Genomic DNA, 25,855 nt, shown 5'->3' with positions numbered 1-25,855 from the left:
ACGGCCGCGAACGACGTCGACCCTGGATGTTCATCCACCCCCTCTAGGGTGACGACACTCAGGACCGGTCCGCCGGCGATGGACCGGATCCGCACGCCGCGATCCCGCGAGGGGTGCCGGCCGGCAGTCGCCTCGCCCGTTCGCGGCCACTCCCCGAGGCCGCACGACCGCGGCTGGAGTCAACATGGCGCACCCCCTCACCCCCACGCAGCACCTCCCCTTCGCGCACGGCGGCGGCGCCGTCGTCGGGATGCTCTCGACCTTCCCGCCGACCCGCTGCGGCCTCGCCACCTTCGCCCAGTCGCTCGGCGACGCGCTGGCCGCGGAGCACGGCGCGACGATCCGCACCGTCCGGGTGATGGACGAGCTCGCCGTCCCCGGCTCGGCCGTCGGCCGCAGTGTCGTCGCCGAGCTCGTCGCGGGCGACCCGGCGAGCATCGCGCACGCCGCGGCGGAGCTCAGCCGCAGCGACGTCGCCGTGGTCCAGCACGAGTACGGCATCTACGGCGGCCCGGACGGCGACGAGGTCCTCGCGCTGATGGAGCGGCTCACGGTCCCGGCGATCGTCGTCCTGCACACCGTCCTCGGGACGCCCAGCGACTCCCAGCGCTCGGTGCTGGAGCGGGTCGCCGACCTCGCCGACGCGGTCGTGGTGATGACGGCCGTCGCCGCCGAGATCCTCGAGCGCCGCTACTCCGTCGACACCCGCAAGGTCGGCGTCATCGCCCACGGCGTGCCGGTCTGGACGGGCGGCGCCGAGCGCACCGCGCCGCACGCCGGCTCCGGCGCCACCCCGCAGGTCATCACCTGGGGCCTGATCGGCCCAGGCAAGGGCATCGAGTGGGGGATCCGCGCCACGGCGCTCCTGCGCGACGCCGGCGTGGACGCCCGCTACACGGTCTACGGGCAGACGCACCCGAAGGTCGTCGCCTCGCACGGGGAGGCGTACCGCGAGTCGCTCGCCGCGCTCGTCGCCGAGCTCGGTCTCGGGGACCGGGTCGTCCTCGACGGCCGCTACCTCGACCCGGCCCAGCTCGCCGCCGCGGTCGCGGAGGCCGACGCGGTGCTGCTCCCCTACGACTCCCGCAACCAGGTCACCTCCGGCGTGCTGGTGGAGGCGCTCGCCGCGGGGCGCTCGGTCGTCGCGACCGCGTTCCCGCACGCGCTCGAGCTGCTGACCGCGCCGCGCGGCCGCACCGTCGCGCACGAGGACCCGGCGGCGATGGCCGACGCGCTGCGGGAGGTGCTCGCCGGGGTCGCGGGGGCCGCGTCCGACGCCACGGGGCCGTCCGCCACGGAGCTGCCCGCCACTGGCCTGCCCTCGGAGGCGCTGTCCTGGCCCGCCGCGGCCGGCCGCTACCTGGACCTGGTCGAGCACCTCCGGGTGGAGCGCGCGGCGTGACCTCCCGAGCGGACGGCACGGCGCCGGTCCTCTCGACCGCGCTCCCCTACTCCCACCTCGACGCGCTCACCGACGCGGGCGGGCTCTTCGAGCACGCGCTGCTCGACGTGCCGCGGCGGGAGCACGGCTACTGCGTCGACGACGTGGCGCGCGCGCTGATCGTGGTGGCGCAGGAGCCGGAGCAGTCCGAGGTGACGCGGCGGCTGACCGAGCAGTACCTGCGCTTCCTCGAGCGCGCGAGCGCCGCGGACGGCACGGTGCGGAACCGCGTGTCGGCCGACGGCGACTCCCCGGAGGAGCCGTCGCTCGGCGACTGGTGGGGCCGCGCCGTCTGGGCCGCCGGCGTCGTCGCGGCGCGGGCGGAGCTGCCGCTCAGCCGGCACCGCGGGATGCGGCTGTTCCTGCGCCTCGCCGAGCGGCGCTCGCCGCACCTGCGTGCGATGACCTCCGCCGTGCTCGGCGCGGTCGAGGTGCTCGAGGCGCATCCGGAGAGCGCCGCCGCCGCGCAGCTCGTCGCGGACGGCTCGGCGCTGCTGCACCAGGCGCCGCTGCTCCCGATCACGCCGCTGCTCCCGATCACCGAGGCCGACTGGCCCTGGCCCGAGCCGCGGCTGCGCTACGCGAACGGCTGCGTCCCGGAGGCGCTGCTCGCGGCCGGCGCGGCTCTCGGCGACCCCGTGCTGCTCACCCGCGGCTTCCGGCAGCTGGCGTTCCTGCTCGCGCTCGAGACCGGCGAGAACGGCCTGTCGGTCTGCGGAGTCGCCGGCCGCGGCCCCGGCGAGACGGGCGCGCTCTTCGACCAGCAGCCGATCGAGGTCGCGGCGCTCGCGGCCGCCTGCGCCCGCGCGCTGACGATCGAGGAGGACCCGCTCTGGCGCGACGGCCTGGCCGCGTGCTGGGCCTGGTTCCGGGGCGTCAACGACTCCGGGACCGTGATGATCGACCCGGTCACCGGCGCCGGCTACGACGGCCTGACGCCGACCGGCCGCAACGAGAACCGGGGCGCGGAGTCGACCATCGCCGCCCTGCACACCTCGCTCGTCGTCCGCCGCGCGGAGCTCGCGCAGGCGGCCGCGGCGTGACGCCCGTGCTGAGCGGACTGCGCGTCGGGATGCTCGCGCCCGTCGCCTGGCGCACCCCGCCGCGGCACTACGGGCCGTGGGAGCGGGTGGCGAGCCTGCTCACCGAGGGCCTGGTGCGCCGCGGGGTGGACGTGACGCTGTTCGCGACCGGCGACTCCGAGACCGCGGGCCGGCTCTCGAGTGTCGTGCCGGAGGGCTACGCCGAGACCGGCGCCGACGGACGGGTGCAGGAGTCGCTGCACATCGCGCACGCGCTCGCCCGCTCGCGGGAGTTCGACCTCGTGCACAACCACCTGGACTGGCTGCCGCTGGCGCTCGCCGCGCAGTGGCCGGTGCCGCTGGTGACGACGGTGCACGGCTTCTCCGGCCCGGGCATCCTGCCCGCGTACCGCGAGGCGCTGCGGCACCCGCTGACCGCGAATCTTGTCTCGATCTCGGAGAGCGACCGCTCGCCCGAGCTCGACTACGTCGCGACGGTGCACCACGGGATCGACCTGTCGGAGCTGCCGTTCTCGGACGGGCCCGGCGACGCCCTGGTGATCCTCGGCCGCCTCCACCCCGACAAGGGCACGGCGGAGGCGGTGCGCATCGCCGCCGGTGCGGGCCTGCGCCTCGTGATCGCGGGCATCGTGCAGGACGAGCGCTACTGGCGCGAGGAGGTCGAGCCGCACGTCGACGGCGACCGCGTGGTCTACGCCGGCTCGGTCGGGCCGGCCGAGCGCGCGGCGCTGCTCGGCTCGGCGGTCGCGCTGCTGCACCCGATCGGCTTCGACGAGCCGTTCGGCCTCTCGGTGGTCGAGGCGATGGCCTGCGGCACCCCCGTGATCGCGTACCGGCGCGGATCGATGCCCGAGATCGTCGACGAGGGCGTGAGCGGCTTCGTCGTCGACTCGGCGGCGGAGGCGGTCGCCGCAGTGCCGCGCGCCCGCCGGCTCGACCGCGCGCGGGTCCGCGAGACGGCCGTCCGCCGCTTGGCCGTCGAGCGGATGGTCGACGACTACCTCCGCGTGTACGCGCGGGTGCTGGGACGCTGACCCCCCCCTCCGCGAGATGCCACTTATGACGGCGTTCGTCGGCGTGTCGAGCTCATAAGTGGCATCTCGCGCGGAGGGTGTCGAGGTGCCTCCGATCGCGATCCGCCCCTACGCCGCGTCCGACGCCGCCGGAACCCTGGCCGTCTTCCTCGCCGCCGTCACCGAGACGGCCGCCGCCGACTACTCCCCCGAGCAGATCCGCGCCTGGGCCGGCGAGCGCGACGTGCCGACCTGGCATTCCGCCATGCTGGCGCGGAACGCCTTCGTCGCGATCATCGACGGCGAGCTCGCCGGCTTCTCGGACGTCAGCGCCACCGGGTACATCGACATGATGTTCGTCGCCCCGCGCTTCCTCCGCCGCGGCGTCGCGACCCGCCTGCTCGCCGAGGCGGAGTCGCAGGCGCCGGCTGCACCGGAGCTGTCGGCCGACGTGAGCATCACCGCGCGCCCCTTCTTCGAGCACCACGGCTTCGTCGCGGTCGCCGAGCAGCACCCGGTGCGCGCGGGCGTGGAGCTGGTGAATTGGCGGATGGTGAAGCGACGCGGGTGAGGCGCGGCTCCTCCCCGAGTGGATGTGCCGGTTCTCGCGAGCGGTCGATCGGCGCCAGCCGTGGTGCTCGCGCTGTGCGTCGCGGGCTCCCTGGCTACGCTTTCCGGATACCACCCGGCCCCTCTGGGGCCGGGTTTTCTCGTTCCCCAGCCTGTCGGGACCGCGTGTCAGGCCGTCTCGGGCGCCCGCAGCGTCTGCGGCACCAGGCCCTCGGCCGCCAGCAGCCGGGCTGCGCCGAGGGTCGCGAGGTCGTCGCCGTGCGCGCCGATCAGCTGCGCGGACAGCGGGAGGCTGCGCGGTTGGGGGCAGGCCGGACACCTCGCCGTCGCTCCGGGTAACGGGCGGACCCGCCCGGTCGTGCGGCACTTCGCGACAGGACAGGGGTGAGGGGGCGCGTGCCCGCCGGACGGGGGGCGTCGGGCGGCCCTGCCGGGGGCGCAGGCCGCTTGTAGGCTGCACCACCATGGGGAATCATCGACGCTCGTCCCGCCTGCTCACCGCGCTGCTCGCCGCCGCCGTCGGGGTCGGAGGGGCCCTCGTCCCCGTCACCGCGGCCACCGCCGCGGACGACGCGACGACCTCGACGCAGTCGACCCAGTCGGTCGAGACGGGGGCACTCGATCCGTCGCTCGACCGTGCCGACCAGGGGCTGCCGCCGCAGTCGACCCAGGTCTACAGCGAGAGCCAGACGAAGAGCTTCCGCGCCGACTTCATCGTGAGCGACGCGAACTTCTTCGACAGCGACGCGATGACGACCCAGCAGGTGCAGAACCTGCTGAACGACAAGGGGAGCAGCTGCACGACCGGTGTGGACGTCCCCTGCCTGAAGAACTTCTCGCAGCGCACGAGCTCCAAGCCCGCGGACGCGATGTGCAGCGCCTACGCCGGAGCGGCGAACGAGAGCGCGGCGTCGATCTTCACCCGCGTCGGCGCGGCCTGCGGCATCAATCCGCTGGTGCTCGTCGTGCTGGTGCAGAAGGAGCGCAGCCTCGTCACCACGACGACGCCGACCGCGAACGACTACAACAAGGCGACCGGGTTCAACTGCCCCGACACCGCCGCCTGCGACCCGGGCTCGGCCGGCTTCTTCACCCAGGTGTACAGCGCGGCGCGCCAGTTCAAGCGCTACGCGAACCCGCCCGGATCCGGCTCGAACTTCACGACGTACGCGCCCGGCCGGACGCCGTCCATCGCCTACTACCCCGAGTCCCGCTGCGGCTCCTCGCCCGTCACCGTGCGCAACCAGGCCACCTCGGACCTCTACTACTACACGCCGTACCAGCCCAACCGCTACGCGCTGACCGGGCAGGGCGACGCCTCCTGCGCGACGTACGGCAACATCAACTTCTGGTTCCTCTTCAGCGAGTGGAACCCCGCGGGCACCCTCGCCAACGCGGGCATCGCGCCGGTCGGCCAGGTCGACGGACCGCAGATCTCCAACAACACCCTCACCGCCAACGGCTGGACCGTCGACCCGACCACGCAGCAGGCCGCGCTCCGCGTCACCGTCACGATCACCGCTCCCAACGGGTCGCGCACCGTGCGCACCGTGACCGCCGACGGCGACCGCGGCGACATCTCCGCCCGGGACTACCCGGCGGCCGGCCGCCGCCACGGCTACACGGCCACGGCCCCCGCCTCGGCGACCGGCACCTACACGGTCTGCGCGAGCGCCGCCTCCGTCGACTGGAACCGCTGGGTCGGCACGGGCGACTCCCGCGGCCCGGGCTCGAAGGACCTCGGCTGCTCCTCCGTGCAGTACCAGGGCGGGAGCAGCACCAGCCGCGACGTCCTCACCGCCGGAGGCGAACTGCGCAGGGGCCAGCAGCTGACCTCCGCCGACGGAGCCTCCCGGGCGGCGATGCAGGGCGACGGCAACCTCGCGGTCTACTCGCGCACCGGCGTGCGCTGGGCGGCGGGCACGCAGCCGGACGGCGACCGCCTCGTGATGCAGACGGACGGCAACGCCGTCGTCTACACGGCCTCCGGCCGGGCGGTCTGGGCCTCCGAGACCGCGGGACAGCCGGGTGCGCGGCTGGTCATGCAGAACGACGGCAACCTCGTCGTCTACTCCACCTCGGGCCGCGCCCTGTGGGCGAGCGACTCCGCCCCGAAGCCCGCGAGCGGCGACACGCTGGCCGCCGGCAGCCGCCTGACCGCCGGCCAGAAGCTGCGCTCGAACGACGGGACCAGCGAGGCGGTCATGCAGACCGACGGCAACCTCGTGGTCGTCACCCGCGGCACCCCCCGCTGGGCGACCGGCACCACGGGGGCGGGCAACCGCCTCGAGATGCAGTCGGACGGCAACGCCGTCGTCTACACCACGTCCGGCTCCTCCCGGTGGGCGACGAACACCGGCGGGAACCCCGGCGCGAGGATGGTCATGCAGAACGACGGCAACCTCGTGCTCTACTCGCGGGACGGCCGGGCGATCTGGTCCAGCAGGGGCTGATCGGGGCCTGCGGGCGCTGATCGGGGCCTGCGCGGCGCGGATCGTGTCCCGCTGACGCCGACGTCGATGACGGACCGCCCAGCTTCTCGCACCCGGATCGTGTGAGGATGTTCCGGCGCGAAAAGTGGGCGCTCCGTCGTCCCACGTGAGCGCAGACCGGGCGCCGCTCGTCGGCGTGCACCACCAGCCCGACCAGACTGCGAGAACCGTGACCCCGACGATGTCCTCCTCTCCGAACCAGAACCGCTGCTCTCCGGACCGGGAGCACCGCCTCCCGCATCGGGACGGCCGCGCGACCGACCGGTCCCCGCGACCCCACGACCGGAGCGGACGATGACCGCGGGACGCCCGGACCCCGGGTCGCCCCTGGGCAGGGGCCTGGGCCGCGGCCGCCGGCTCGTCGGACGCGGCCTCGGCCGCCTCTACGACGTCGCGAGCCGGCCGAGCTCGCAGCGGGCCGAGGAGGAGCGCGCGTCCCGGGACGAGGCGGAGGAGGCCCGCTCCCGGCTGGTCCTCGACCAGCTCGCCCAGGTGACGCGTCAGCTCGCCGAGGTGACCACCGCCGTCGAGGCGCTGCAGGGCCGGATCGCCGAGATCGAGGCCGGCGACGACCGTCGGAGCGCTCGGCTGTCCGAGATCACCGAGGCGACCGAGGGGAGCGCACGGCACCTCGAGGACCTGATCACGTCGACCGCGCGCGAGAGCACCGAGGTCCACCGGGCCCTCATCGACTCCATCGCCCTCCTCGGGCGCGCGGTCTCGTCCGCGGCGACGGACGACGGGGCGGGCCGGTGAGCAGCGGCGTCTTCGTCGACCTGACCCCGACGCAGGATCCGCTGCACTCCGAGCGCGGGATCGCGGTCTACACCCGGGGCCTCTTCGCCGCGATCGAGGCGCTCGAGCCGGGAGTCGTCGAGGCGTTCGTGCTCGCCCCGGGCGCGGGCACTCCCCCGCTGCCGGCCGGGCTGCAGGAGTCCGGTCGCGTCGTGACGACGGAGCCCGGCGAGCTGCCGGACGCACGGCTCTGGCACATCCCGTCGCCCTTCGACACCTCTCACGACCCGTTCCGGATCCTGAACCCGCGACGCGTCCCGTACGTCGTGTCGCTCTTCGACATCATCCCGTTCGTGTTCGACGACGAGTACCTCCGCCTGCCGTCGGCCCGGGCGCGCTACCTGGCGCACGTGGAGCTGGTGCGCCAGGCGGATCGCGTGCTGTGCATCTCGCAGGCGGCGGCGGACGAGGCGATCGAGCGCCTCGGGCTGGACCCCGACCGCGTCGTCGTGACGGGGATCGCCGTCGAGGAGCACTTCGCCTCCGACGTCCCCGCCGAGACCGCCTGGGAGCGCGCGGCGGCCGACGCCGAGGGGCTCCGCGCGGGCTTCCTGATGTACACGGGCGGCAGCGATCTGCGGAAGAACATCTCGGGACTCCTGCGCGCCTACGCGCTGCTGCCGAGCGACACCCGGCGGGCGCACCAGCTCTGCGTCGTCTGCCGCCTCGATGCTCCGACCCGGCACCACTACCGGACGATGGCGGCCGAGCTGGGGATCGAGGACGACGTGCTCCTCACCGGGTACGTCGAGTCCGAGACCCTCGCGGCGCTGTACCGGAGCACGGAGCTGTTCGTGTTCCCCTCCTTCTACGAGGGCTACGGGCTGCCCGTCGCCGAGGCGCTCGTCAGCGGTGCGCCGGCCGTCGTGTCCGACAACTCGTCCCTGATCGACCTCGTGCCGATCGACGCCGCCAGGTTCGATCCCCACGACGACGCCTCGATCGCCGCGGCCATCCGCCGCGGCCTCGAGGACGAGGCGCTGCGCTCCGAGCTGCGGGCGCTGTCCGGCACGATCCCCACCACCTGGGACGGCATCGCCGAGGCGACGATCGCCGTCTATCGGACCGTGCTCGACGAGGCGGTCCCGCCGCCGCGGCGGACGCACCGCACGGCGGTCGTCGCCGAGGTCGCGCTGCTCACCGGAGCCGAGCGGGAGGCCGCGGCCGTCCAGGTCCGCGCCCTCGCGCAGCAGGGGCCGGTGACCTTCTTCGAGGACGCGTCCAACGAGCGGATCGCGGGGGCGTCCTCCTACGTCCACCTCGCCGCGTTCCTCGTCGCGGAGTCGATCGACGGACCGTTCGACGACCTCGTCCACCTGACGGGGCGGGCGCCGCAGCCCGGCGCCGACGCCCTGCGCGCGCGGCTCCGCCGCGGCCGGGCGCTGGCGCTGGACGCGCCCGCGCCGCCCGCCTAGCCCCTCCCCGCCGCTGAGTCGCCCGAGAAGGCTCGTACCCACCCCCGAGAACGAGCCTTCTCGGGCGAGTCGGCGGTGCCGCGCACGGGGACGGGGCTCGCGGCGAGGTCGGGACGACGGCGAGTCGGCCGACGTCCCGCGCTGTCACCGGGCAGCGCGGAGCAGGACCTCGCTCTGGTAGTCGAAGTGCGTCTTGACGGCGTCGGAGACGTCGATGTTCTGCAGCTTGCTCGACACCGGGCTGAAGCCGACGAGCCCTGCGGCCGTCTCGCCGCCCTGTGCGGTCCGGTAGACGTACTTGAGCACAGCGTCGTTCAGCGAGTGGTAGCAGTAGACCGCCTCGTCGACCGCTGCGGTCAGGGAGCCCCAGTCGCTCTTCGCCCCGATGGCGGCGCCGAGGAGATGGGCGGCCTCGATGCGCGGTCCTCCCGGCTTGGTCCCTAGCGCCTCGGCGGCGACGACCAGCAGCCGCGCTCCGAGGCTGTGCCCGATGAGCACGTAGGACTCGGCCTCAGTCCGGGCGAGGAGGTCTCCGACGATGACACCGGTCTTGTCCGCCCGGCTCTTCGCGACATGCCAGGGGTTCTTGAGGAGATCGGCGGCGATGAACGCCGGACCGACGACGTTCCCCAGGAACTTCGCGCCCGCCTTGGTGCCGATCGCTGCGGCAGCCTTGACGAACCCGACACCACCGGCCTTGCCGGCGACCCCTGTCACGAGGTCACCGAGATCAGCGAGCTCCTTCGAGCCCCAATGGACGCGGTAGACGGGAGAATCCGGGTAGCGCGCATCGACGATCGCCTTCCACCCTCCCCACTTCTCGCGCGTGCCGTCGGTGAGGAATCCGTTCGCGACGATCACCGGTACTCCGCCCGTACCGGGCCGGAGCAGCTCGATCCGGAACGACTTGTCCTCGCGGAGGTAGGCGTTCGCGACGGAGGCACCCAGGGCGCCGCCGACAGCCGCGCCGACTGCGGTGACGACCGCCGTACCACCGGCCATTCCGAGTCCACCGGCGGCGAGCGTGCCCCCGCCCAGCAGCGCCAGCCCGTGAGAGCTCGCGGCGGCACCGGACAGGCCGCCGAACACTCCGAGCGAGCCCAGCGCTCCTCCGATCGCGGGTGCGGCGACGAGAGCGAGCGGAGCGGCGACGCCGAGGGCGACGACGCTTCCCACCGCGATCCTCGAGATGGCATCGAGATCGGGCTTCTCGTACTTCAGGAAGTCCTCGTAGTCGTGGAGCTCCCCGAAGGAGCCCTGGGCCTTCTCGAATCCCGGGATCTCGCGCTTGTGCTCAGCGCAGAACTGCGGGATGCGGACGGCTCCACGATCCCGCACCGCCAGGTTGACGCAGCCAGGCGCCATGCACGGGAGAGTCGGAGAACCGCAGCCCTGGCAGACGTAGACCGGGAGCTGGCCCGCGGGACGATTCGACTTCCGGTGCTCCGTGTGGAAGAAGCAGGACGAGCACCAGCCGTGCTCCACGGTCAGAAGCGAGACGTCGTCGGCGACATCGGCGATCCACTGCGCCGTCTTCGCGTACTCGTCCGCACGCTTCTGCGCGGTCTTCCGCTCGATGTCCAGCATCTTCAGGGCAGCCTTCTGCTCCGCCGGATCGGCGATGCCGAGTGCGTCCAGATTGGAGGCGGTCCGCGCAGCATGCCAGGTCTTGGCGAAGGCCCACATGTTGCTGCGGAGTGCGGGATTGCTTTCGAGAACGCCGCCACTCTCGACACTCGGCTCGAGGTCGGTGTACTCGCCGACAAGGGAGAGCTTCGCTCCCTGGTCCGAGATCACCTCCACTCGGAGACGCGATCCTTCGACGATGTGGGAATGGAGTGAGCCGGGCATGACCTGATAGTCGCACAAGCATCGGACATGGAGTTCTCGTCCCCTTACGCTCGGACTTATGACCGCCGCCGCCAGCTGGTATCCCGACCCCGCCGACCCCTCGCTCCTCCGATACTGGGACGGCACTGCCTGGACCGAGCACACCCATCCCGTCGCCCCTGCCGAAGCAATGGCGAGTCCTTCTTCACCCTCTCGCCGAGAGAGCCGTCTCGCCGAGCAGAGCGTGAGAGAGAACGGGCGCGAGTCGATCGCGGCCTCCACGGCAGAGAGCACTCCCGGCATCCCGTTCTTCGGCGCGAGGAAGGCTGCGCGAGAGCTCGCGGCGCGCGTCGCCGAACTCGAGCGCGCGCAGGAGCGCTATGGGCTGCTCGAGCTGACGGAACTCGATGCGGAGAAGGTCCGTCGACGTGCCGAGATCGCCGAGGAGCAGTCCAGGTGGAAGAGCGACATCGCGGCGCGCACAGCTCAGGAAGAGGCCCGTGCAGCGGCGTCTCGCACGGTCCTCGAGGAGATCGAGACGCACGTCGCTCGTCGGCGCCGGGAGTTCGAGGATCTGGAGAACCAGATCATCGGCGTCCGGCAGACGATCGACATCCAGGAGCTCGGACTCTACGACTACGAGCACCCTGCTGAGGCCTCGGCAGATCTTGCCACGCGACTCGAGGTGGTCCGCTCCCGGATCAAGACGGCGATCAGAGACAAGAACGCTGCGCGAGCGGCGAGTGGATTCACCTTCAACAACTCCCAGGCCCAGGGGAAGCGGTTCGTCAGCGACATGACGAAGATCCTCTTGAGGGCCTACAACGCGGAGGCGGAGAACTGCGTGAAGACGGTCCGCGCGGGCAACCTCGCGGTCGCGCAGGCGCGGCTGAGCAAGGCCGCGGAGATGATCGAGCGTCAGGGATCGATGATCTCGCTCACCATCGACCCCGAGTACCACCACCTCAGGCTCACGGAGATCCAGCTGGCGAATCAGCATCTCCAGGCGCTGCAGCGGGAGAAGGAGATGGAACGCGCCCGGAGAGAGGAACTCCGCGAGCAGCGCAAGGCGGAGCAGGAATTGGCGCGCGAGCACGAGCGGCTGGACAAGGAGAAGGCGCACTACACGGCCACTCTCACCGCGCTGGAGGCGAACGGCGATCTGGAAGGCGCGGAAAGGCTCCGCGCCAGGATCGCCGATGTCGATCGGGCACTGCACGACGTGGATTACCGTGCTGCGAACATCCGCGCGGGATACGTCTACGTCATCTCGAACAGAGGAGCGTTCGGGGACCACATGGTGAAGATCGGAATGACCAGACGCCTCGAGCCCATGGACCGCGTGAACGAGCTCGGCGACGCCTCCGTGCCTTTCCGATTCGATGTCCACGCGCTGTTCTTCGCTGACGATGCGGTCGGGATCGAGACGATGCTCCACCAGACGTTCTCCGAGAAGCGCGTCAATCGCGTGAATCTCCGGCGGGAGTTCTTCTACGTGACGCCCGAGGACGTGCTCGGCGCTCTCCGGGCTCACTCCGTCGAGATCCTCGAGTTCCGGACCGAGGTCGCCTCCGAGGAGTACCTGGCCAGTGTTCCGGCCGTGACCAGCGCCTGAGTCGACCCCCCTGTCCGCTTCCGGACACGTCCGCAAGCGGCTCTTCCGCCGGCGGCCGGGCGGCGTCAGACTCGACCGATCCCCTCTGCGTCCGCGGCAGCGCCACTCCCGCATCCACTTCAGGAGCCCGCCCGTGAGCACGAGCGCACCCCAGGCCTCCGCCGCGACCGAGGCCGGCGAGACCGAGACCGCGGAGACCGAGACCGCCGCGACGGGGACCGCCGCTATCACCGCGACCGAGACCTCGAAGACCGAGAGCGCCGAGACCGCCGACCCCGCCTCCCGCCGCCCGCTCCGCGCCTGGCTGAGCCAGGGCTCCTACGGCCCCACCGATCTCACGCGGCGCGGCGTCCTGCTGGTCGTCGTGTCGGTCCTCGCCGTGCTCGTGCCGGTGGTGACCCTCACCCTCCTCGACGTCGACTCGCACGTCTCGCTGAAGGTCTGGATACTGGCCGTCACCGTGATCGCGCTGCTCGGGGCGCTGCTGCGCGTCGTCGCCGACATGCGGCCCGGCCCCCGCAGCGACCTCGACCGGGCCGGCAAGGCGGTCGGGGCGGTCGCGGCGCTGTTCACCGCGCTCGCGGTCATCATCGACTGGAGCCTGCTGCACCTGTAGCGGCGCACGCTGAGGGATCCGCGCTCAGGACTCGGGCAGGAACCGCACCGGCAGGTCCGCGATGGACAGCCCGGACTCGCGCAGCGCCTCCTCGACGGCGGCGTGCTCGCTCTCGGGGGCGGTGACCTGGACCTTGTCGACGCCGTCCGTCTGCGTGCCGTCGCTGCTGTCGAAGAAGCCCGTCACGCCGCGCCGCTCCAGCAGCTCGGCGAGCAGGGCGGCGTAGCGCTCCTGCTCCCCGGACCGGACCAGCGCGCTGATCCGGGAGCCGCTGATCTCGATCGGGCGGTCACCGGCGACCCCGGCCGCCGCACGGAGGTCCTCGGCGTGGGCGACGAGCGGCAGGAGGGCGTCGGGGGCCTCGGGGTCCTCGATCGCCAGGAGGGAGAACCGGCCGGTCCGGCCGTCGGTGCCGTCCCAGACGGCGGCTTGCAGCTCGAGTCCGCTGACGACGTCGTCGAGGGGGCCGAGCAGGCCGGCGGGATCGACGTCGAGCTCGGGGCAGCGGCTCGCGCCTCCGGGGCCCTCCCACGGGCCGTGCACGGAGACCGCGTTGCCGCCGTCGGTCAGCACGCGGAACGTCCAGGCGACGTGGTCGGCGTACTCGGTGGAGCAGGCGGTCTCGAGCACCGCGGGGAGGCTCGCCTCGTCGACGTCGAGGACGAGGCGGGACGTCGGGTCGAGGAAGACCGGCGCCTCGACCCAGCGGGCGGACTCCCGCACCTCGACTCCGGGGACGCTCGCGAGCTGCGCGGTCAGCCGGTCGAAGCCCGGGTCGGGGCGGTCGAACGGCGTCTCGCTGATCGTCCAGCTGAACAGGGTCGCCCCGCCGACCGCGAGACCAATCGCGGCGACCGCCGCCAGGGAGAGCCACCACCGCCTCGTCATGCGACCAGGGTGCCTCGCCGGCGCCCGTCTCGCCAGTGCCGAGGGCCGCGCTCGGACGAACGCGGGGTGAACGGACGTCGCCGGGCACAATGGGAGGGTGCCGCCCACCCCCGCCGACCCGCGCTCGGATCCGCAGCCGGACCCCGCCGCCGACCCGCGCGACGACCTGCCCGGCGACGGCCGCGACGAGACCGAGAACGAGCGGCTCGACCGCAACTGGAGCGAGATCCTGCAGGAGCTGCGGGTCATCCAGACCGGGACGCAGATCCTCACCGGGTTCCTGCTGGCGATCGCCTTCCAGCAGCGCTTCGAGGACCTCGACCTCTTCCAGACCAACGTCTACCTGGTGCTGATCAGCGGCTCGGTGCTCGCGACCCTGCTCGGGCTCGCGCCGGTCAGCCTGCACCGCGAGCTGTTCCGCCGCCGGGCGAAGCGGACGCTGGTGCGCGCGGCCGACGTCCTGCTGCGGCTGACGCTGATGGCGGTGGCGCTGGTGCTCGTGGGGACGGTGCTGCTGATCTTCGACGTCGTCACGACGCGGCCGCTGGCGATCACGATGGCGTCGATCACGGCGGTGCTGATCGCCGGCATCTGGCTGGCGCTGCCCTGGCGGATCCGGCGGCGCGGGTAGGCGCACGGCTGTTGCAGGGGGCGGATCTCGATACGCCCGCTGCGCGGGCTACTCGATCAGCATGAAGCGCACCGGCAGACATGCTGGTCGAGTAGCGCGCAGCGCGTATCGAGACCCCGCATCGGCGCAGGATGACGGATGCGCGGCGCGCGCCCCGCCCGGGCCGACCGCGCCGTCGCGCCAGTCGTCTGCGCATCCCCGCCAGTGCCGGGGCCTGCGCCCGCCGCTCCGCACCGGAGCGCCACCGCCTCGCCCGCCGCCCGCTGTCGCGGCCCGTCCCCCGCCGCTCCCCCGCGGTGACCGCGACGACACGCTGATCCCGCGGTCCGCCGCCACCATCCGCGCCCGCTCGCAGTGCGCCCGTCGCCCAGCCCGCGCGCCGCCGCCGCCGTGCGTCGCCACCGGCAACCACTCCCCGCTGAGCGCACCCTGCACGCCGCCTGAGAGCACGTCGCTGGATTGGGCCTGCGCGTGCCCAGTCCGGGGGGCAAGACGCGTCGACCCGAAACGTATCTTGATGCCTGCTCCACCCGGACCGCCCGCCGGAGCAGCCCGGAGGGATCGGATCATGACGGAAGTGCGCGCGCTCGCCCGCCACCGTCGCCCGACCCCGCACGCCCCGCACCGCTCGCTCGCGCTGACGCTGATCCTCGTCCTGGTCTCGGCCGTGCTCGTCGTGCTGCCCGCGCCGCGCGCTGAGGCGGGGACCGTCCTCGTGCAGGAGTCCTTCGGCACCACGAGCGTCCCCGACCCCGCCTGGCAGGCCCTCGATCAGGCCTGTCTCACCAAGGCGACCGCCGCGCCCCCCTCGGGTTCCTCCAACCTCGGCGTCTGCGCGAACCGCACCGGCGCCCCGCTCGCGTCCTCCGCCCTGGGGTTCCTCCAGCTCACTGACAACCGCACCAATCTGAAGGGCGGCGCCGTCTTCAACCGGCCCATCCCGGCGACCGGCGGGCTCGACGTGCAGTTCGACCAGTACCAGTACGGGACGGTCGGCCTCGGCACCGGTGCGGACGGGATCGGCTTCTTCCTCACCGACGGCTCGAAGACCCTGACCGCGGCGGGTGCCGCCGGCGGAGCGCTCGGCTACGGGCAGAACACGTCCGGTGCCACCGCGGCGAACGGCGTCAACGGCGGCTACCTCGGCATCGGGCTCGATGCCTTCGGCAACTTCTCGAACACGGCGGCCCAGGTCGGCGGACTCGGCACCGGCTGCCCCGCCAGTCCTGCGCCGCCCGGGCAGCAGGCGAATCGCATCGTCGCTCGCGGCCCGGGGCAGGACCGGGCGAACTACTGCTACATCGCCAATGCGCCGGCGCCTCTGCTCGGTCCCGTGCGCACGACGCTCGTCCTCGCCGACGCGCAGAATCCGACGACCGCGTACGGCCGTACCGTCCGCATCACCGTCTCGCCGGCCGTGCGTCCCCTGGTCACCGTCTACTGGGGCAACTCGGCCGGCATGGACGCTGCGAGCCTCACCCCGCTCCTGGCGTTCACGATGACGACGGACGCTCCCGCCACCTTCAAGCTCGGCTTCACCGCGTCGACGGGCGGGTCGAGCGACACGCACCTCATCCGCAACGTGAAGGTCTCGACGATCAACGATCTCGGCGCTCTCAGCCTGATCAAGCAGATCGACCGCACCACCGCGCAGCCGGCGAGCTACGGCGAGGGCTCGACGATCCCCTACCAGTTCGTCGTCACCAACACCTCGTCGCTCGCGTCCGTCTCGAACGTCGCGGTGGCCGATCCCGGCGCGACCGGGATGTCCTGCCCCGCCACGACGCTGGCGCCACTCGCGTCCGTCACCTGCACAGCGACCCATCGGGTGACCGCGGCGGAGGCTCTCGCCACCACCTTCGTGAACACCGCGACTGCCACGGCGCTCAGCGGCACGACCACGCTCACGAGCAACAGCTCGACCGTCACCGCCCCCATCACCGCCCCCGCCCCCGCGATCACCCTGGTCAAGTCCGGCGCCCTGACCGACACCAACGGCAACGCGCAGGCCGACGTCGGCGAGCAGATCGTCTACACCTTCCGCGCCACCAACACCGGCAACGTCTCGCTGCAGAACGTCGCCGTCACCGACACGAAGGTCGCCTCCATCACCCCGGCGAGCGCCGCCCTCGCCCCCGGCGCGCAGGCCGTCTTCACCTCCGCCGCGTACACGGTGACCCAGGCCGACATCAACAGCGGCACCGCGATCCCCAACACGGCGACGGTCACCGGCCGCACCCTCGCGGCCAGCCCCACGACCGTCACGGCGAGCTCGAGCACCACCACGCCCATCCGCTACGCGCCGGCCCTCGCGCTCACCAAGACCGGCGCGCTCAACGGCGCCGCCGCGGTCGGCTCGACGATCACCTACTCCTTCTCCCTCACGAACTCCGGCAACGTGCCGCTGACGTCCGTCGCGATCGCCGACCCCAAGGCGACCGTGGTCTACGGACCCTGGCCCGGCACCGCGGGCCAGCTCGGCATCGGCCAGCAGGTCACCGCGACCGCGACCTACACGCTCACCCAGGCCGACGTCGACGCCGGCTCGGTCGTCAACACGGCCACCGCGACGGGCACCCCGCCCACCGGCGCCGCGGTCACCACCACGGCCACCCGGACGATCACGCTCACCCGCGCCGCCGACCTCGCCTTCACCAAGACCGCGAACCCGGCCTTCATCAGCACCGCCGGCACCGTCGTCACTTACACCTTCCGCGCCACCAACACCGGCAACACGACCCTGACGAGCGTCGGGATCACCGACCCCAAGTCCGGCCTCTCCGCCCTCGCCTTCACCTGGCCCGGCACCGCCGGCCGGCTCACCCCCGGCCAGGTCGTCACCGCCACCGCCACCTACACGACCACCGCGGCGGACGTGACGGCCGGCACGATCTCGAACACCGCGACCGCCACCGCGACCCCGCCGACCGGCTCCGCGATCACCCGCACCGCCTCCGTCACGATCTCGGTGATCCCCGACCCGCTGCCCGACGCGGCGACGGTCGTGCAGGGCGGCTCGGTCGTCGTCGACGTCCTCGCCAACGACGGCGCCGCGGCGACCGGCGCGACCTTCTCCCGGGCCCAGCTCTCGGCGACCCCCAAGGTCGTCGGAGGCGCCGCCACCCCCGCCCCCGCGACCCCCGTCTTCGGCTCGGTCACCTGCGTCGACAGCGGCGCCACCCGCGGGCAGTGCACCTACCGCCCGATCGCCGCCTTCGTCGGCACCGACGTCTTCGACTACGCGCTCTCGGGCACCTACGGCACCTGGAACGTCCGCGTCACGATCACCGTGACCGCCCTCAACCACGCGCCGATCGCCCGCCCGGACCGCGCCGTCGCGACCGCCGGCGGCCCCGCCGTCACCGTCTCGCCGCTCGCCAACGACACCGACGAGGACGCCGGCACCACGCTGACCCTGAGCGCCGTCGGCACCGCGAGCAGCGGCACCTTCTCCTGCACGGGCGCGACCTGCAGCTACACGCCCGCCGCGGCCTTCACCGGCACCGTGCCGATCGCCTACACCGCGAGCGACGGCGCGCTCACCGCGAGCAGCACGATCACGGTCTTCGTCGACCCGGCACCGCTGGTCCCCCGCGGCTTCACCGACACCGACACGACGAGCGGAGCGATCGGCCTCGGCGCCTGGACCCGCTCCTCCGTCGTCGCCACCCCCGTCGCGAGCTGCACCGCGAACCGTCCGAGCACGCTCGTGAGCTGGTCCGCCGCGCCCGGCGCCACCGGCTGGACCCTCGAGCGCCGCCTGGCCGGAGCGACGCCCGGCGCCTGGACCGTCGTCGCGACGCCCGCGGCGAGCGCCACCTCCTTCACCGACGACCGACTCGGCGAGGGCCGCAGCTACCAGTGGCGGGTCCGACCCGACCTGCAGCGCTGGCTCGGTGTCGCGTCGGCCCCCTCGACCGCCGTCGCGCAGCCGGCCGTCGCCACCGCGAGGGGCTGCTGATGCCGCGGCCGCCTCGCCCCACGAACCCTCCCACCCGTCCTGCACACGCCCGCGTGAGGGAGACCAGGCCCGCACCGGGCACCCATCTGAAAGGAACCGTCATGACCGCCACAGCCTCCACCGAGAACGACTCCCGCAAGCGCGCCCCCTGGAAGAGGATCGCCCTCACCGGCGGTGTCCTCCTCGCCGCGGGCGCCCTCGCCGGCGCCGGCGCCTTCGCCGTCTTCACCGACTCCGGCACCGCGGTCGGCAACGTCGACGCCGGCCAGACCGACATCAACGTCACCGGCGGCTTCACCGTCACCGACATCGCGCCCGGCGACACGATCCAGCGCCCGCTGACCCTCGTCCTCCCCAACGCGACCAACGACGGCGACCTCGTCTCCACCGTGCGCTTCTACCAGGACGTCACCTCGGAGACCGCCGGCACCGACGACCCGCTGCTCGCCGGCCCCGGTGAGTCGCTCGTCACCGGCACCGACGGCCTCAACTACCGCCTGCTGACCTGCACGGTGGCATGGACGACCGCCGCGACCGCCCCCGCGGTGAACGGCCCGTACACCTGCGCCGGGACCACGACGACGACCGGCAGCGGCAAGCTGTCGACCATCGGCGGAGTCGCCAACGCCGCGAACTTCACGCCGGCGAACTTCGGCCTCACCCCCACGGCGACCGGCACCTTCCCGTCGGACGCCGGCGACGTCTCGCTGAACACGCTGATCGAGCTCGTGCTGCCCACCGCGGCCGACAACGACTACGAGAACGCCGCCGCGCAGATCACCTTCACCGCCGCCGCCATCCAGCGCGCCGGCATCCAGAAGTAGCCGACCGCTCCCGCCCCGGCGCCGTGCCCGCCCGCACGCGCGGCCGGGGCGGGAGCTCCCCCTCCCCATCCTCCCCCTCCTTTCTTCCTTTCGGAGCCCCATGCCAGCCCTGCGCGCGATCGGCGCCGTCCTCGCGGCGGTCCTCCTCGCGCCCGCGGTGTCCGCGGCGTCGGTCGCTCCGCCCGCCGCGCTGCTCGACGTGCGCGAGCTGGCGGCTCCCGCCGCCCTCACCGGCCTCGCCCCCGGCGACACCACCGAGTGGGCCGCCGAGGTCACCAACGTCGGCTCGTCGGCGCACCAGGTCTCGATCGCCTTCGCGGTCGACGGCGGCGACGCGCTCGCCACCGACCCGCGCGCCGGGCTCCAGCTGGTCGTCGACCTCTGCCCCGCCGCCTTCACGATCGACGACGTCCTCGTCGCCGACGGCCGCTCCGTCGAGCGCTACCGCTGCCCCGAGGGCGTCGAGCCGATGGGCACCGGACCGGCCGCGTCGCTCGGCCGGCTCGACGGGTCCCGGGCGCTCGACCGCGGCGAGACCGTCGGCGTGCGGGTCCGCGTGAGCTTCCCGGCCGGCTCCGGCAACGCGCTCGAGAGCACGTCGGCCGCCCTGCGCGTGCTCGTCCGCGAGACCGGGGCGATCGACGACTCCGGCGCTCCCGGGGGCGGCCCGTCCGGGAACGGCGCGGTCGGCGAGGGCGCAGTCGGTGACGGCGCTTCCGGGAACGGCGCCCTCGGGACCGGCGGACCGGGGAACGGCCTCGCCGTCACCGGCCGCGACGTCGGCGCCGCGCTGCTCGGCGGCCTGCTCGCCCTCGGCGCCGGGCTGCTGCTCGCCGCCACCGGCCGCCGCCGGAAGGAGGCTCGGTCATGAGCAACCCCGTCGCGAGCGGACCGGTCGTCACGGGCCTCCGCCGCCTCCTCGGCCTGGTCGTCGCGCTCGTCGCGATCGCCGGCGTCGCCGTCTTCGTCGCGTCCGCCCTCGGCGTCGTGCGCCTCGTGCCCGTGCTCTCGAACTCGATGGCGCCGGACATGCCCGTCGGCTCGCTCGCCGTCACCCTCCCCGTCGACCAGGCCGCGGTGCGCGCCGGCGACGTGATCGTCTTCACCGACCCCGACGTGCCCGAGCGCCGGGTGATCCACCGCGTCACGCTCGTCTACTCCGAGGCCGAGGCCGCCGAGCTGCGCGGCTGGTCGCCGGGGCTCCTCGCGCTGACCACCAAGGGCGACAACAACCCGCAGGCGGACCCGTGGATCGTCACCATCGCGGATCAGCGGATCTGGCGGGAGGAGTCGGTCGTGCCGCTGCTGGGCTGGCCGAGCATCGCGCTCGCGCAGCCCCAGGCCCGCTTCGCGTTCTTCGCGGTCGGCGGCGCGCTCGTCGTCGGCGCCGTGCTCGTCGTCATCTGGCGCCGGCCGGCGGAGGTGCGGTCGTGAGCGGCGCGCCCGCGACCCGCGCGCCCGGCCGACGGCGCGCGGCACCGGTCCGCCGCCGCTCCCGCGCACCGCTCGCCCTCGCCGCGGCGATCGCGCTGGTGCTCGGCGCCGGCGCCTCCGCCTCCGCCCTGTTCCTCGACCGCGCGACCGCCGGCGCTCAGGTCGGCGCAGGCACTGTCGTCGCGGAGTTCGACGCCACGGGAGTCACCACCGTGCAGGTCCCCGTCGCCGATCTGCTGCCCGGCGGCACGGCCCGGCGCCTCGTCGACCTCACCAACGCCGGCACCGTCTCGATGGGCGCCCTGCAGCTCGAGTCCGCCGCCACGACCGTCGGCGCGAGCGCCTCCGACGGCCTGCAGCTCGCCCTCGAGCGCTGCTCGGTGGCCTGGTCGTCCGACGCCGCGACCTGCCCCGGCACCACGACCACCGTCGCGGCCGACCGCCCCGCCACGGCCCGCATCGACCTGCCCGCCTCCCCCGCCTTCGCCATCGGAGCGACGGATCACCTCCGCCTCACCCTGCGGCTCCCGGAGTCGTCCCCGTCCGCCGCGCAGAGCACCTCCGGCACCCTGACCCTCGCCGTCCTCGGCGTCCAGGCCCCGGGCAAGCACCGCTGACGCCGCCGCCCCTGACCATGCTGGTCGAGCAGCCCCACAGGGGCGCATCGAGACCCGCCCTCCCCTGCACGGCGGGCCCGGCGACCCCACTCCAGACGCCGCCGGATCTCGATACGCCCGCTCCGCGGGCTACTCGATCAGCATGGAGGGACGCGAGCTCCGCACAACATCAGCTGAGAAGGGGTGCTCTCCGCTGACAGAGGAGGCCCACCCGTCTCAGCTGATGTTGTGCGACGCCCACCACCGCCTGCACGCCCCACGCCGGTCGAGTAGCCCCGACAGGGGCGTATCGAGACCCACCGTGTCCCGGTAGGCAAGCCGGCAGACCCCACCTCTCGGCGCCGCCGGATCTCGATGCGCCCTCTCCGCGGCCTGCTCGATCAGCAGGGCGGCTGCAGGGTCGCGAGCGCCTCGTCGAAGCTCTCCGCGGAGGCGAGCACGCCCTCCGGGCCGATCGCGATCCAGCGGCCGCGGTCGCGGAGCAGCAGGCCGAGCTCCTCGGCCGGCCGGCGGCGGGTGCGGCGCAGCTCGAGGACGAACGCGCCGGGACCGGTCTCCCGGATCTCCGGCGTCCGGCGATCGGGCAGTCTCAGCGGTACACGCTCCACTCCTTCTTCATCACGCGGGTCTCCTCGCCGTTCACGGCGACGATCCACGCACCGTCGGTCTTCGCCAGCACGCGGCCGCGCAGGTACTGCGGCTCCCAGCCGTCGGCCCGGTGCACCCACTTCACGAAGCGCGCGAACCGGCCCGGCATCACATCGTCTCTGGACATCTGGTCCTCCCCGTCGTCGGGGCCGCGCCCGCAGCCGTCGCGGGACGACGGAGTCTCCGGATGCGGCCGGATGACAGGACTGTAGGACGCGCTCAGCGGCCAGGAGGAGACCCTTGACGGATCCGCCGACGTGGGCAACAGCTGTCGGGGAGCGCCGCACTCAGCGCCCGAGCAGCCCCAGGACGCGCCGCTTGAGCGGGTGCAGCCGGTACGCCGCGTACCGCATCGCCGGGTGGGCGAGCGCCCGCAGCCGCCGCGGCAGCGTGCTCCGCGCGGCGACCGCCTCCGCGTAGATCGCCGCCTGGGCGCGCGCCGCCGCCGCGAGGCTGAAGCGCTCGACGACCACCTCGCGCCCGAGCGCGCCGAGCCGCTCCCGCAGCTCCGCATCGGCAGCCAGCGGCGCCAGGATCCCGGCGAGACGCCCCGGCCCGTCGACGCCGTCGCCGAGCGAGTACCAGCCGCCGTCGAGGAAGAACGGCAGCGACTCGGGCGTGAGCAGCCGCCAGAACGCCTTCTCGCCCTGCACGACCAGCGGCTTCGCGAACGCCATCCCCCGCAGCGCACTGCTGCCCATGCCGAGCACGATGTCGGCGACCGCGTAGGCGTCGCGCGGGTCGAGCATCTGCCCGGTCAGCGTCACCAGCTCGCGCGAGCGCCCGGCGTTCACCCGGTCGGCCGCGGCCTGCAGCTCGCCGCGGACCGGACCGTCGCCGACGACGATCAGGCGCAGGCGGTGCTCGTCGCCGATCGCGCCGACCGCCTCGATCGCCGCCAGGATCCCCTCGCGCTTGAGGTCGACCACCAGCCGCGCCACCGTGACGATCGCGATCTCGTCGTCCTGCACGTCGAAGCGCGCCCGCAGCTCCGCCGTCCGCGCCGCGTCCGCGACCGGCGCGTTCAGCTCGGTGTCCACCGGCGGCTCGATCAGGTGCAGCGTCGGCCGGCGCCGCGACTCCTCCTCGAGCAGCTCGACCACGCCGACGATCATCGGGAACGCGGCCGGCACGAAGTCGGGCACCTCCGGCGAGAGCACCGTGGTCACCACCGGCACGCCGTCGATCAGGTGCGGACCGAAGGCGGCGTCCATCGTCGGCGCCCACTCGTAGGCGTGGATCAGGTCGATCCGCCGCTCGCGCACGATGCGCCGCAGCCGCGCCATGCTCCGGACGGACAGGCGGGGCCCCTTCTCGGGCGCCTCCTCCCAGTCCAGCCCGAGCTCCGCGACCAGCGGGCGCAGATCGCCGTCCGGCCCGTAGACCACCGCCTCGTGGCCGAGCGCGGCCATCCGCCCCGCCAGCTCGATCCCGTTGATCTGGCTGCCGCCGACCTCCATCGTGTGCAGGCAGGTGAGGATGCGCATCAGACAGCCGGAGCGGGAGACGCGGCCGAGGTGGACGCGGCCGCCTGAGCCTGCGCCTGCGCCGCGACCTGGCGCCGGGCCTCGTCGATCGTCGCCAGCACCGAGACGACCTCGTGGTGCGGGTGCACCGGCGACTCCACGAGCCCCGCGGCGACGTAGGAGGCGAACGCCGTCGCCTGGAAGGACAGCGCGCCGTAGGGCCACGGCCCCTCGTCGCTCCAGACCTCCGAGTCCTGCCCCGAGCTCATGCTGCCGAGCGTCAGCGTCACGCCGCTCGGGCCGAAGAACGGGCTGTGCACCGCGAGCCGCCCCTCCGAGCCCAGGACCATCGCCTCGACCGGCAGTGAGGTCTGGAGCGAGGTCGACAGCAGCGCGCGGGCGCCGGAGGCGGTGGTCAGCAGCAGATCGGCGCTCGCGTCGACGCCCGTGCCCGGGTCGACGGTCCCGGAGGCGACGACCGAGACGGGCGCGCCGAGCACCGAGGACGCGAACGAGATCGGGTACACGCCGGCGTCCAGCAGCGCGCCGCCGCCGAGCTCCTTCGCCCAGAGCCGCCCGGTCGGATCGACGGGGACGGAGAAGCCGAAGTCGGCGGTGACCAGGCGGAGCTCGCCGAGCACCCCGCTCTCGACGACCTGGCGGATGACATCGGCCTGGGGCAGGTAGCGCGCCCACATCGCCTCCATCACCAGCAGGCCGGCGGCGCGGCCCGCGTCGGTGATCTCGCGCGCCTCGTCCGCGGACATCGCCATCGGCTTCTCGATCAGCACGTGCTTGCCGGCCGCGAGCGCGGCGAGCGCCTGCGCGCGGTGCAGCGGGTGCGGGGTCGCGATGTAGACGGCGTCGATCCCGGAGTCGGCGACCAGCTCCTCGACCGTCGCGTGCACCGTCGCGATGCCGTGCTTGTCCGCGAAGGCCCGGGTCTTCTCGGCGTCCCGCGCGGTGACGGCGACGGCGCGCTGCACCGAGCGGGAGTGGATCGCCGCGACGAAGGCGTCGGCGATGCCCGTGCCGATCACTCCCCAGCGCAGGGCGGGGACGGAGGCGGGGTCGATCGTTCGCGGAGCGGGGAGGGTGACGGGCACCGCTGAATCCTACGGGCGCGGCCCCGCGGGATCGAGGGACGGGGAGGCCCCCGAGGGCTCCGGCCACGGGATCCGCTCGAAGACCGCCCTCAGCTTCGCTCCGCGGCCGGGATGCACCGCGCTCACCCAGGCGATCCGGCCGAGGAGGTGCGCCCGGAAGTCGGGCACCCCCGCCCGGTTCTGCCCGGCCGGCCCGTGCACGGCGCAGTTGTGCAGGATCGCGTGCAGCCGGTCGACGTCGGCCCGCCGGACGGCCGGGTGCGCATTGACCACGATCCCGGTCACGCTCTGCCGCGTCGAGGCGGGCCGCAGCCGCGTCTTCCGCGGGTTCACGGCGTAGCCCGCGTCCTCCACGATCCGCGCGGCCCCGCGGGAGAAGGCCTCCGCCCGCCGGGCGAAGCGGGTGCCGCCGCTGAAGGCCAGGTCGTCGGCGTAGCGGGTGTAGCGGGCGCCGGCCGCCTCCGCATAGCCGGTCAGCCGGGCGTCGAGGCGGCGCAGCGCTAGGTTCGCCAGCGCGGGCGAGGTCGGCGCGCCCTGCGGCAGGTGCGCGAGGGCGAGGGAGCGGCGCAGCGCGGCCCGCTCCTCCGGCTCGCCGCCCGCGGGCATCCGGTGGATCGCGGCGACCGGCACCGCGTGGGTGCACAGCCCGGTCAGCGCGAAGGCGACCGCCTCGGGCAGCCCCTCGCCGCGCAGCAGCCGGAAGACCCGCGCCGCGGTGACCTGCGCGAAGAAGCGCTGCAGATCGAGGGTGATCAGCATCGCCGAGCCCGTGTGCACGGCCGCGCCGGTGATCGCGCTGCGGCCCGGGACGAAGCCGTGCGCGGCCGGGTGCACCGGCGCCAGGCCGACGATCTCGTCGAGGACGCTCCGCTGCACCGCGCGCAGCCGCGAGCGCGGCACCTCGAGCAGCCGCGGTGCCCGGCCCGGGCGCTGCCGCCAGACGTGGTCGTAGTTCTGGAGAGCGCCGGGGTTGGGAGCACCGTGCGGCGTCCGGCGGTTCCACTGCCCGAGATCGGCGAACCCGTCCAGCTGCGCCGGCGCGAGCCCGAGCAGCCGCGCGAGGTCGTCCCGGCCGTCGATCGCCGGCACCGGCGAGGAGGAGGGCACAGCCCGCGCGGGAACCGGCGCGAGGTGCGCGACCACCGGCTGCGCGCGCTCCGGGAGCAGCCCCGCGACCACCTGCGCGAGCTCGCGCGGCGCGTCGAGCGGCGGATGCGGGAAGGCGACGAGCACCGCGGTGACCAGCGGGCCGATCCAGCGGCGGCGGGCGCCGAGGGAGTCGGCGGCCGCGGCGCGCAGCCCGGCGGGGGTCCACTCCGCGCCGAGGAACGCGTGCGCGAGCGCCTCGACCACCGCGTCCCGTCCGTGCACGACGACCCCCCGCCTCGTGCGCTCCAGCCTAGGCTGGGCGGCACCGCCCCTCCGGGCGAGGCGGACGGGGCACGCGCTG

Annotated in this window: 22 protein-coding genes; 15 read left to right on the top strand and 7 right to left on the bottom strand. The window is 73.8% G+C overall.

Features of this window, described 5'->3' with window-relative positions; genetic code table 11:
• Positions 1-184 precede the first annotated feature (184 nt).
• The 7 genes from EDF36_RS02240 (at position 185) to EDF36_RS02210 (ending at position 8,769) form a co-directional block, all read left to right on the top strand.
• A complete protein-coding gene (locus tag EDF36_RS02240; protein WP_123731725.1) occupies positions 185-1,402 on the top strand; it encodes a glycosyltransferase in 1,218 nt (405 codons plus the stop codon).
• Entirely contained in the window at positions 1,399-2,484 is a 1,086-nt protein-coding gene (locus EDF36_RS02235; RefSeq protein ID WP_123731724.1) for a glycosyltransferase, read from the top strand. Before EDF36_RS02240 ends, EDF36_RS02235 begins: the two co-directional genes overlap by 4 nt.
• Positions 2,481-3,518 (top strand): glycosyltransferase family 4 protein, encoded by a 1,038-nt coding sequence (locus EDF36_RS02230; protein WP_260300484.1) that lies wholly within the window; start codon positions 2,481-2,483, stop codon positions 3,516-3,518. Before EDF36_RS02235 ends, EDF36_RS02230 begins: the two co-directional genes overlap by 4 nt.
• A gap of 85 nt (positions 3,519-3,603) precedes the next feature.
• Complete coding sequence (locus EDF36_RS02225; RefSeq protein ID WP_123731723.1) at positions 3,604-4,068, top strand: GNAT family N-acetyltransferase; 465 nt, start codon at positions 3,604-3,606, stop codon at positions 4,066-4,068.
• Positions 4,069-4,531: 463 nt separating this feature from the next.
• Positions 4,532-6,520, top strand: a complete 1,989-nt coding sequence (locus tag EDF36_RS02220) for a hypothetical protein (protein ID WP_123731722.1) — start codon at positions 4,532-4,534, stop codon at positions 6,518-6,520.
• Positions 6,521-6,853: 333 nt separating this feature from the next.
• Positions 6,854-7,315: a hypothetical protein gene (locus EDF36_RS02215; RefSeq protein ID WP_123705775.1), complete on the top strand. Its 462-nt coding sequence runs from the start codon at positions 6,854-6,856 to the stop codon at positions 7,313-7,315.
• On the top strand, positions 7,312-8,769 hold the full coding sequence (locus tag EDF36_RS02210; RefSeq protein WP_123731721.1) for a glycosyltransferase family 1 protein: 1,458 nt from the start codon (positions 7,312-7,314) through the stop codon (positions 8,767-8,769). Before EDF36_RS02215 ends, EDF36_RS02210 begins: the two co-directional genes overlap by 4 nt.
• Before the next feature lie 144 nt (positions 8,770-8,913).
• On the opposite strand, the gene EDF36_RS02205 is transcribed toward EDF36_RS02210, so the two are convergent.
• On the bottom strand, positions 8,914-10,566 hold the full coding sequence (locus EDF36_RS02205) for a TMCO4 family protein (protein WP_260300483.1): 1,653 nt from the start codon (positions 10,564-10,566) through the stop codon (positions 8,914-8,916).
• 112 nt (positions 10,567-10,678) lie between these two features.
• On the opposite strand from EDF36_RS02205, the gene EDF36_RS02200 reads away from it, so the two are divergent.
• Positions 10,679-12,214: a DUF4041 domain-containing protein gene (locus EDF36_RS02200; protein WP_123731719.1), complete on the top strand. Its 1,536-nt coding sequence runs from the start codon at positions 10,679-10,681 to the stop codon at positions 12,212-12,214.
• Positions 12,215-12,347: 133 nt separating this feature from the next.
• A complete protein-coding gene (locus EDF36_RS02195; RefSeq protein ID WP_123731718.1) occupies positions 12,348-12,830 on the top strand; it encodes a hypothetical protein in 483 nt (160 codons plus the stop codon).
• Positions 12,831-12,854: 24 nt separating this feature from the next.
• On the opposite strand, the gene EDF36_RS02190 is transcribed toward EDF36_RS02195, so the two are convergent.
• The gene (locus tag EDF36_RS02190; RefSeq protein ID WP_123731717.1) at positions 12,855-13,718 is read right to left on the bottom strand and encodes a hypothetical protein; all 864 of its coding nucleotides are present in this window, start codon (positions 13,716-13,718) and stop codon (positions 12,855-12,857) included.
• Between the two features lie 97 nt (positions 13,719-13,815).
• Between EDF36_RS02190 and EDF36_RS02185 the strand changes: the two genes are divergently transcribed.
• The 6 genes from EDF36_RS02185 to EDF36_RS02160 all read left to right on the top strand — a co-directional run bounded on the left by EDF36_RS02185 (position 13,816) and on the right by EDF36_RS02160 (position 21,185).
• Complete coding sequence (locus EDF36_RS02185) at positions 13,816-14,349, top strand: DUF6328 family protein (protein ID WP_260300482.1); 534 nt, start codon at positions 13,816-13,818, stop codon at positions 14,347-14,349.
• 568 nt (positions 14,350-14,917) lie between these two features.
• Positions 14,918-18,310 carry an Ig-like domain-containing protein gene (locus EDF36_RS02180; RefSeq protein ID WP_123731716.1) on the top strand — a complete coding sequence of 1,131 codons (3,393 nt, stop codon included), beginning with the start codon at positions 14,918-14,920 and terminating at the stop codon, positions 18,308-18,310.
• 101 nt (positions 18,311-18,411) lie between these two features.
• Positions 18,412-19,134: a TasA family protein gene (locus tag EDF36_RS02175; RefSeq protein ID WP_123731715.1), complete on the top strand. Its 723-nt coding sequence runs from the start codon at positions 18,412-18,414 to the stop codon at positions 19,132-19,134.
• Between the two features lie 100 nt (positions 19,135-19,234).
• Positions 19,235-20,005 carry a sortase gene (locus EDF36_RS02170; RefSeq protein ID WP_123731714.1) on the top strand — a complete coding sequence of 257 codons (771 nt, stop codon included), beginning with the start codon at positions 19,235-19,237 and terminating at the stop codon, positions 20,003-20,005.
• Positions 20,002-20,568, top strand: coding sequence for a signal peptidase I (locus EDF36_RS02165; protein ID WP_123731713.1), 567 nt, complete (start codon positions 20,002-20,004; stop codon positions 20,566-20,568). The genes EDF36_RS02170 and EDF36_RS02165 overlap by 4 nt, the downstream gene beginning before the upstream one ends.
• A complete protein-coding gene (locus EDF36_RS02160) occupies positions 20,565-21,185 on the top strand; it encodes a peptidase (RefSeq protein ID WP_123731712.1) in 621 nt (206 codons plus the stop codon). The genes EDF36_RS02165 and EDF36_RS02160 overlap by 4 nt, the downstream gene beginning before the upstream one ends.
• Positions 21,186-21,565: 380 nt before the next feature.
• Here EDF36_RS02160 and EDF36_RS02155 read toward each other — a convergent pair whose 3' ends face one another.
• From EDF36_RS02155 to EDF36_RS02140, 5 genes are all read right to left on the bottom strand, one after another.
• Positions 21,566-21,793, bottom strand: coding sequence for a hypothetical protein (locus EDF36_RS02155; protein ID WP_123731711.1), 228 nt, complete (start codon positions 21,791-21,793; stop codon positions 21,566-21,568).
• Positions 21,775-21,960, bottom strand: coding sequence for a hypothetical protein (locus EDF36_RS20845; RefSeq protein ID WP_148059211.1), 186 nt, complete (start codon positions 21,958-21,960; stop codon positions 21,775-21,777). Before EDF36_RS20845 ends, EDF36_RS02155 begins: the two co-directional genes overlap by 19 nt.
• Before the next feature lie 160 nt (positions 21,961-22,120).
• On the bottom strand, positions 22,121-23,320 hold the full coding sequence (locus EDF36_RS02150) for a glycosyltransferase family 4 protein (RefSeq protein ID WP_123731710.1): 1,200 nt from the start codon (positions 23,318-23,320) through the stop codon (positions 22,121-22,123).
• The gene (locus EDF36_RS02145; protein WP_123731709.1) at positions 23,320-24,405 is read right to left on the bottom strand and encodes a Gfo/Idh/MocA family protein; all 1,086 of its coding nucleotides are present in this window, start codon (positions 24,403-24,405) and stop codon (positions 23,320-23,322) included. The genes EDF36_RS02150 and EDF36_RS02145 overlap by 1 nt, the downstream gene beginning before the upstream one ends.
• Positions 24,406-24,414: 9 nt before the next feature.
• The gene (locus tag EDF36_RS02140) at positions 24,415-25,776 is read right to left on the bottom strand and encodes a reverse transcriptase family protein (RefSeq protein ID WP_185020333.1); all 1,362 of its coding nucleotides are present in this window, start codon (positions 25,774-25,776) and stop codon (positions 24,415-24,417) included.
• Positions 25,777-25,855: the final 79 nt, after the last annotated feature.

Source organism: Rathayibacter sp. PhB152, assembly GCF_003751395.1.
Taxonomy (GTDB): domain Bacteria; phylum Actinomycetota; class Actinomycetes; order Actinomycetales; family Microbacteriaceae; genus Rathayibacter; species Rathayibacter festucae.
This window is presented reverse-complemented; position numbering and strand designations above follow the sequence as displayed.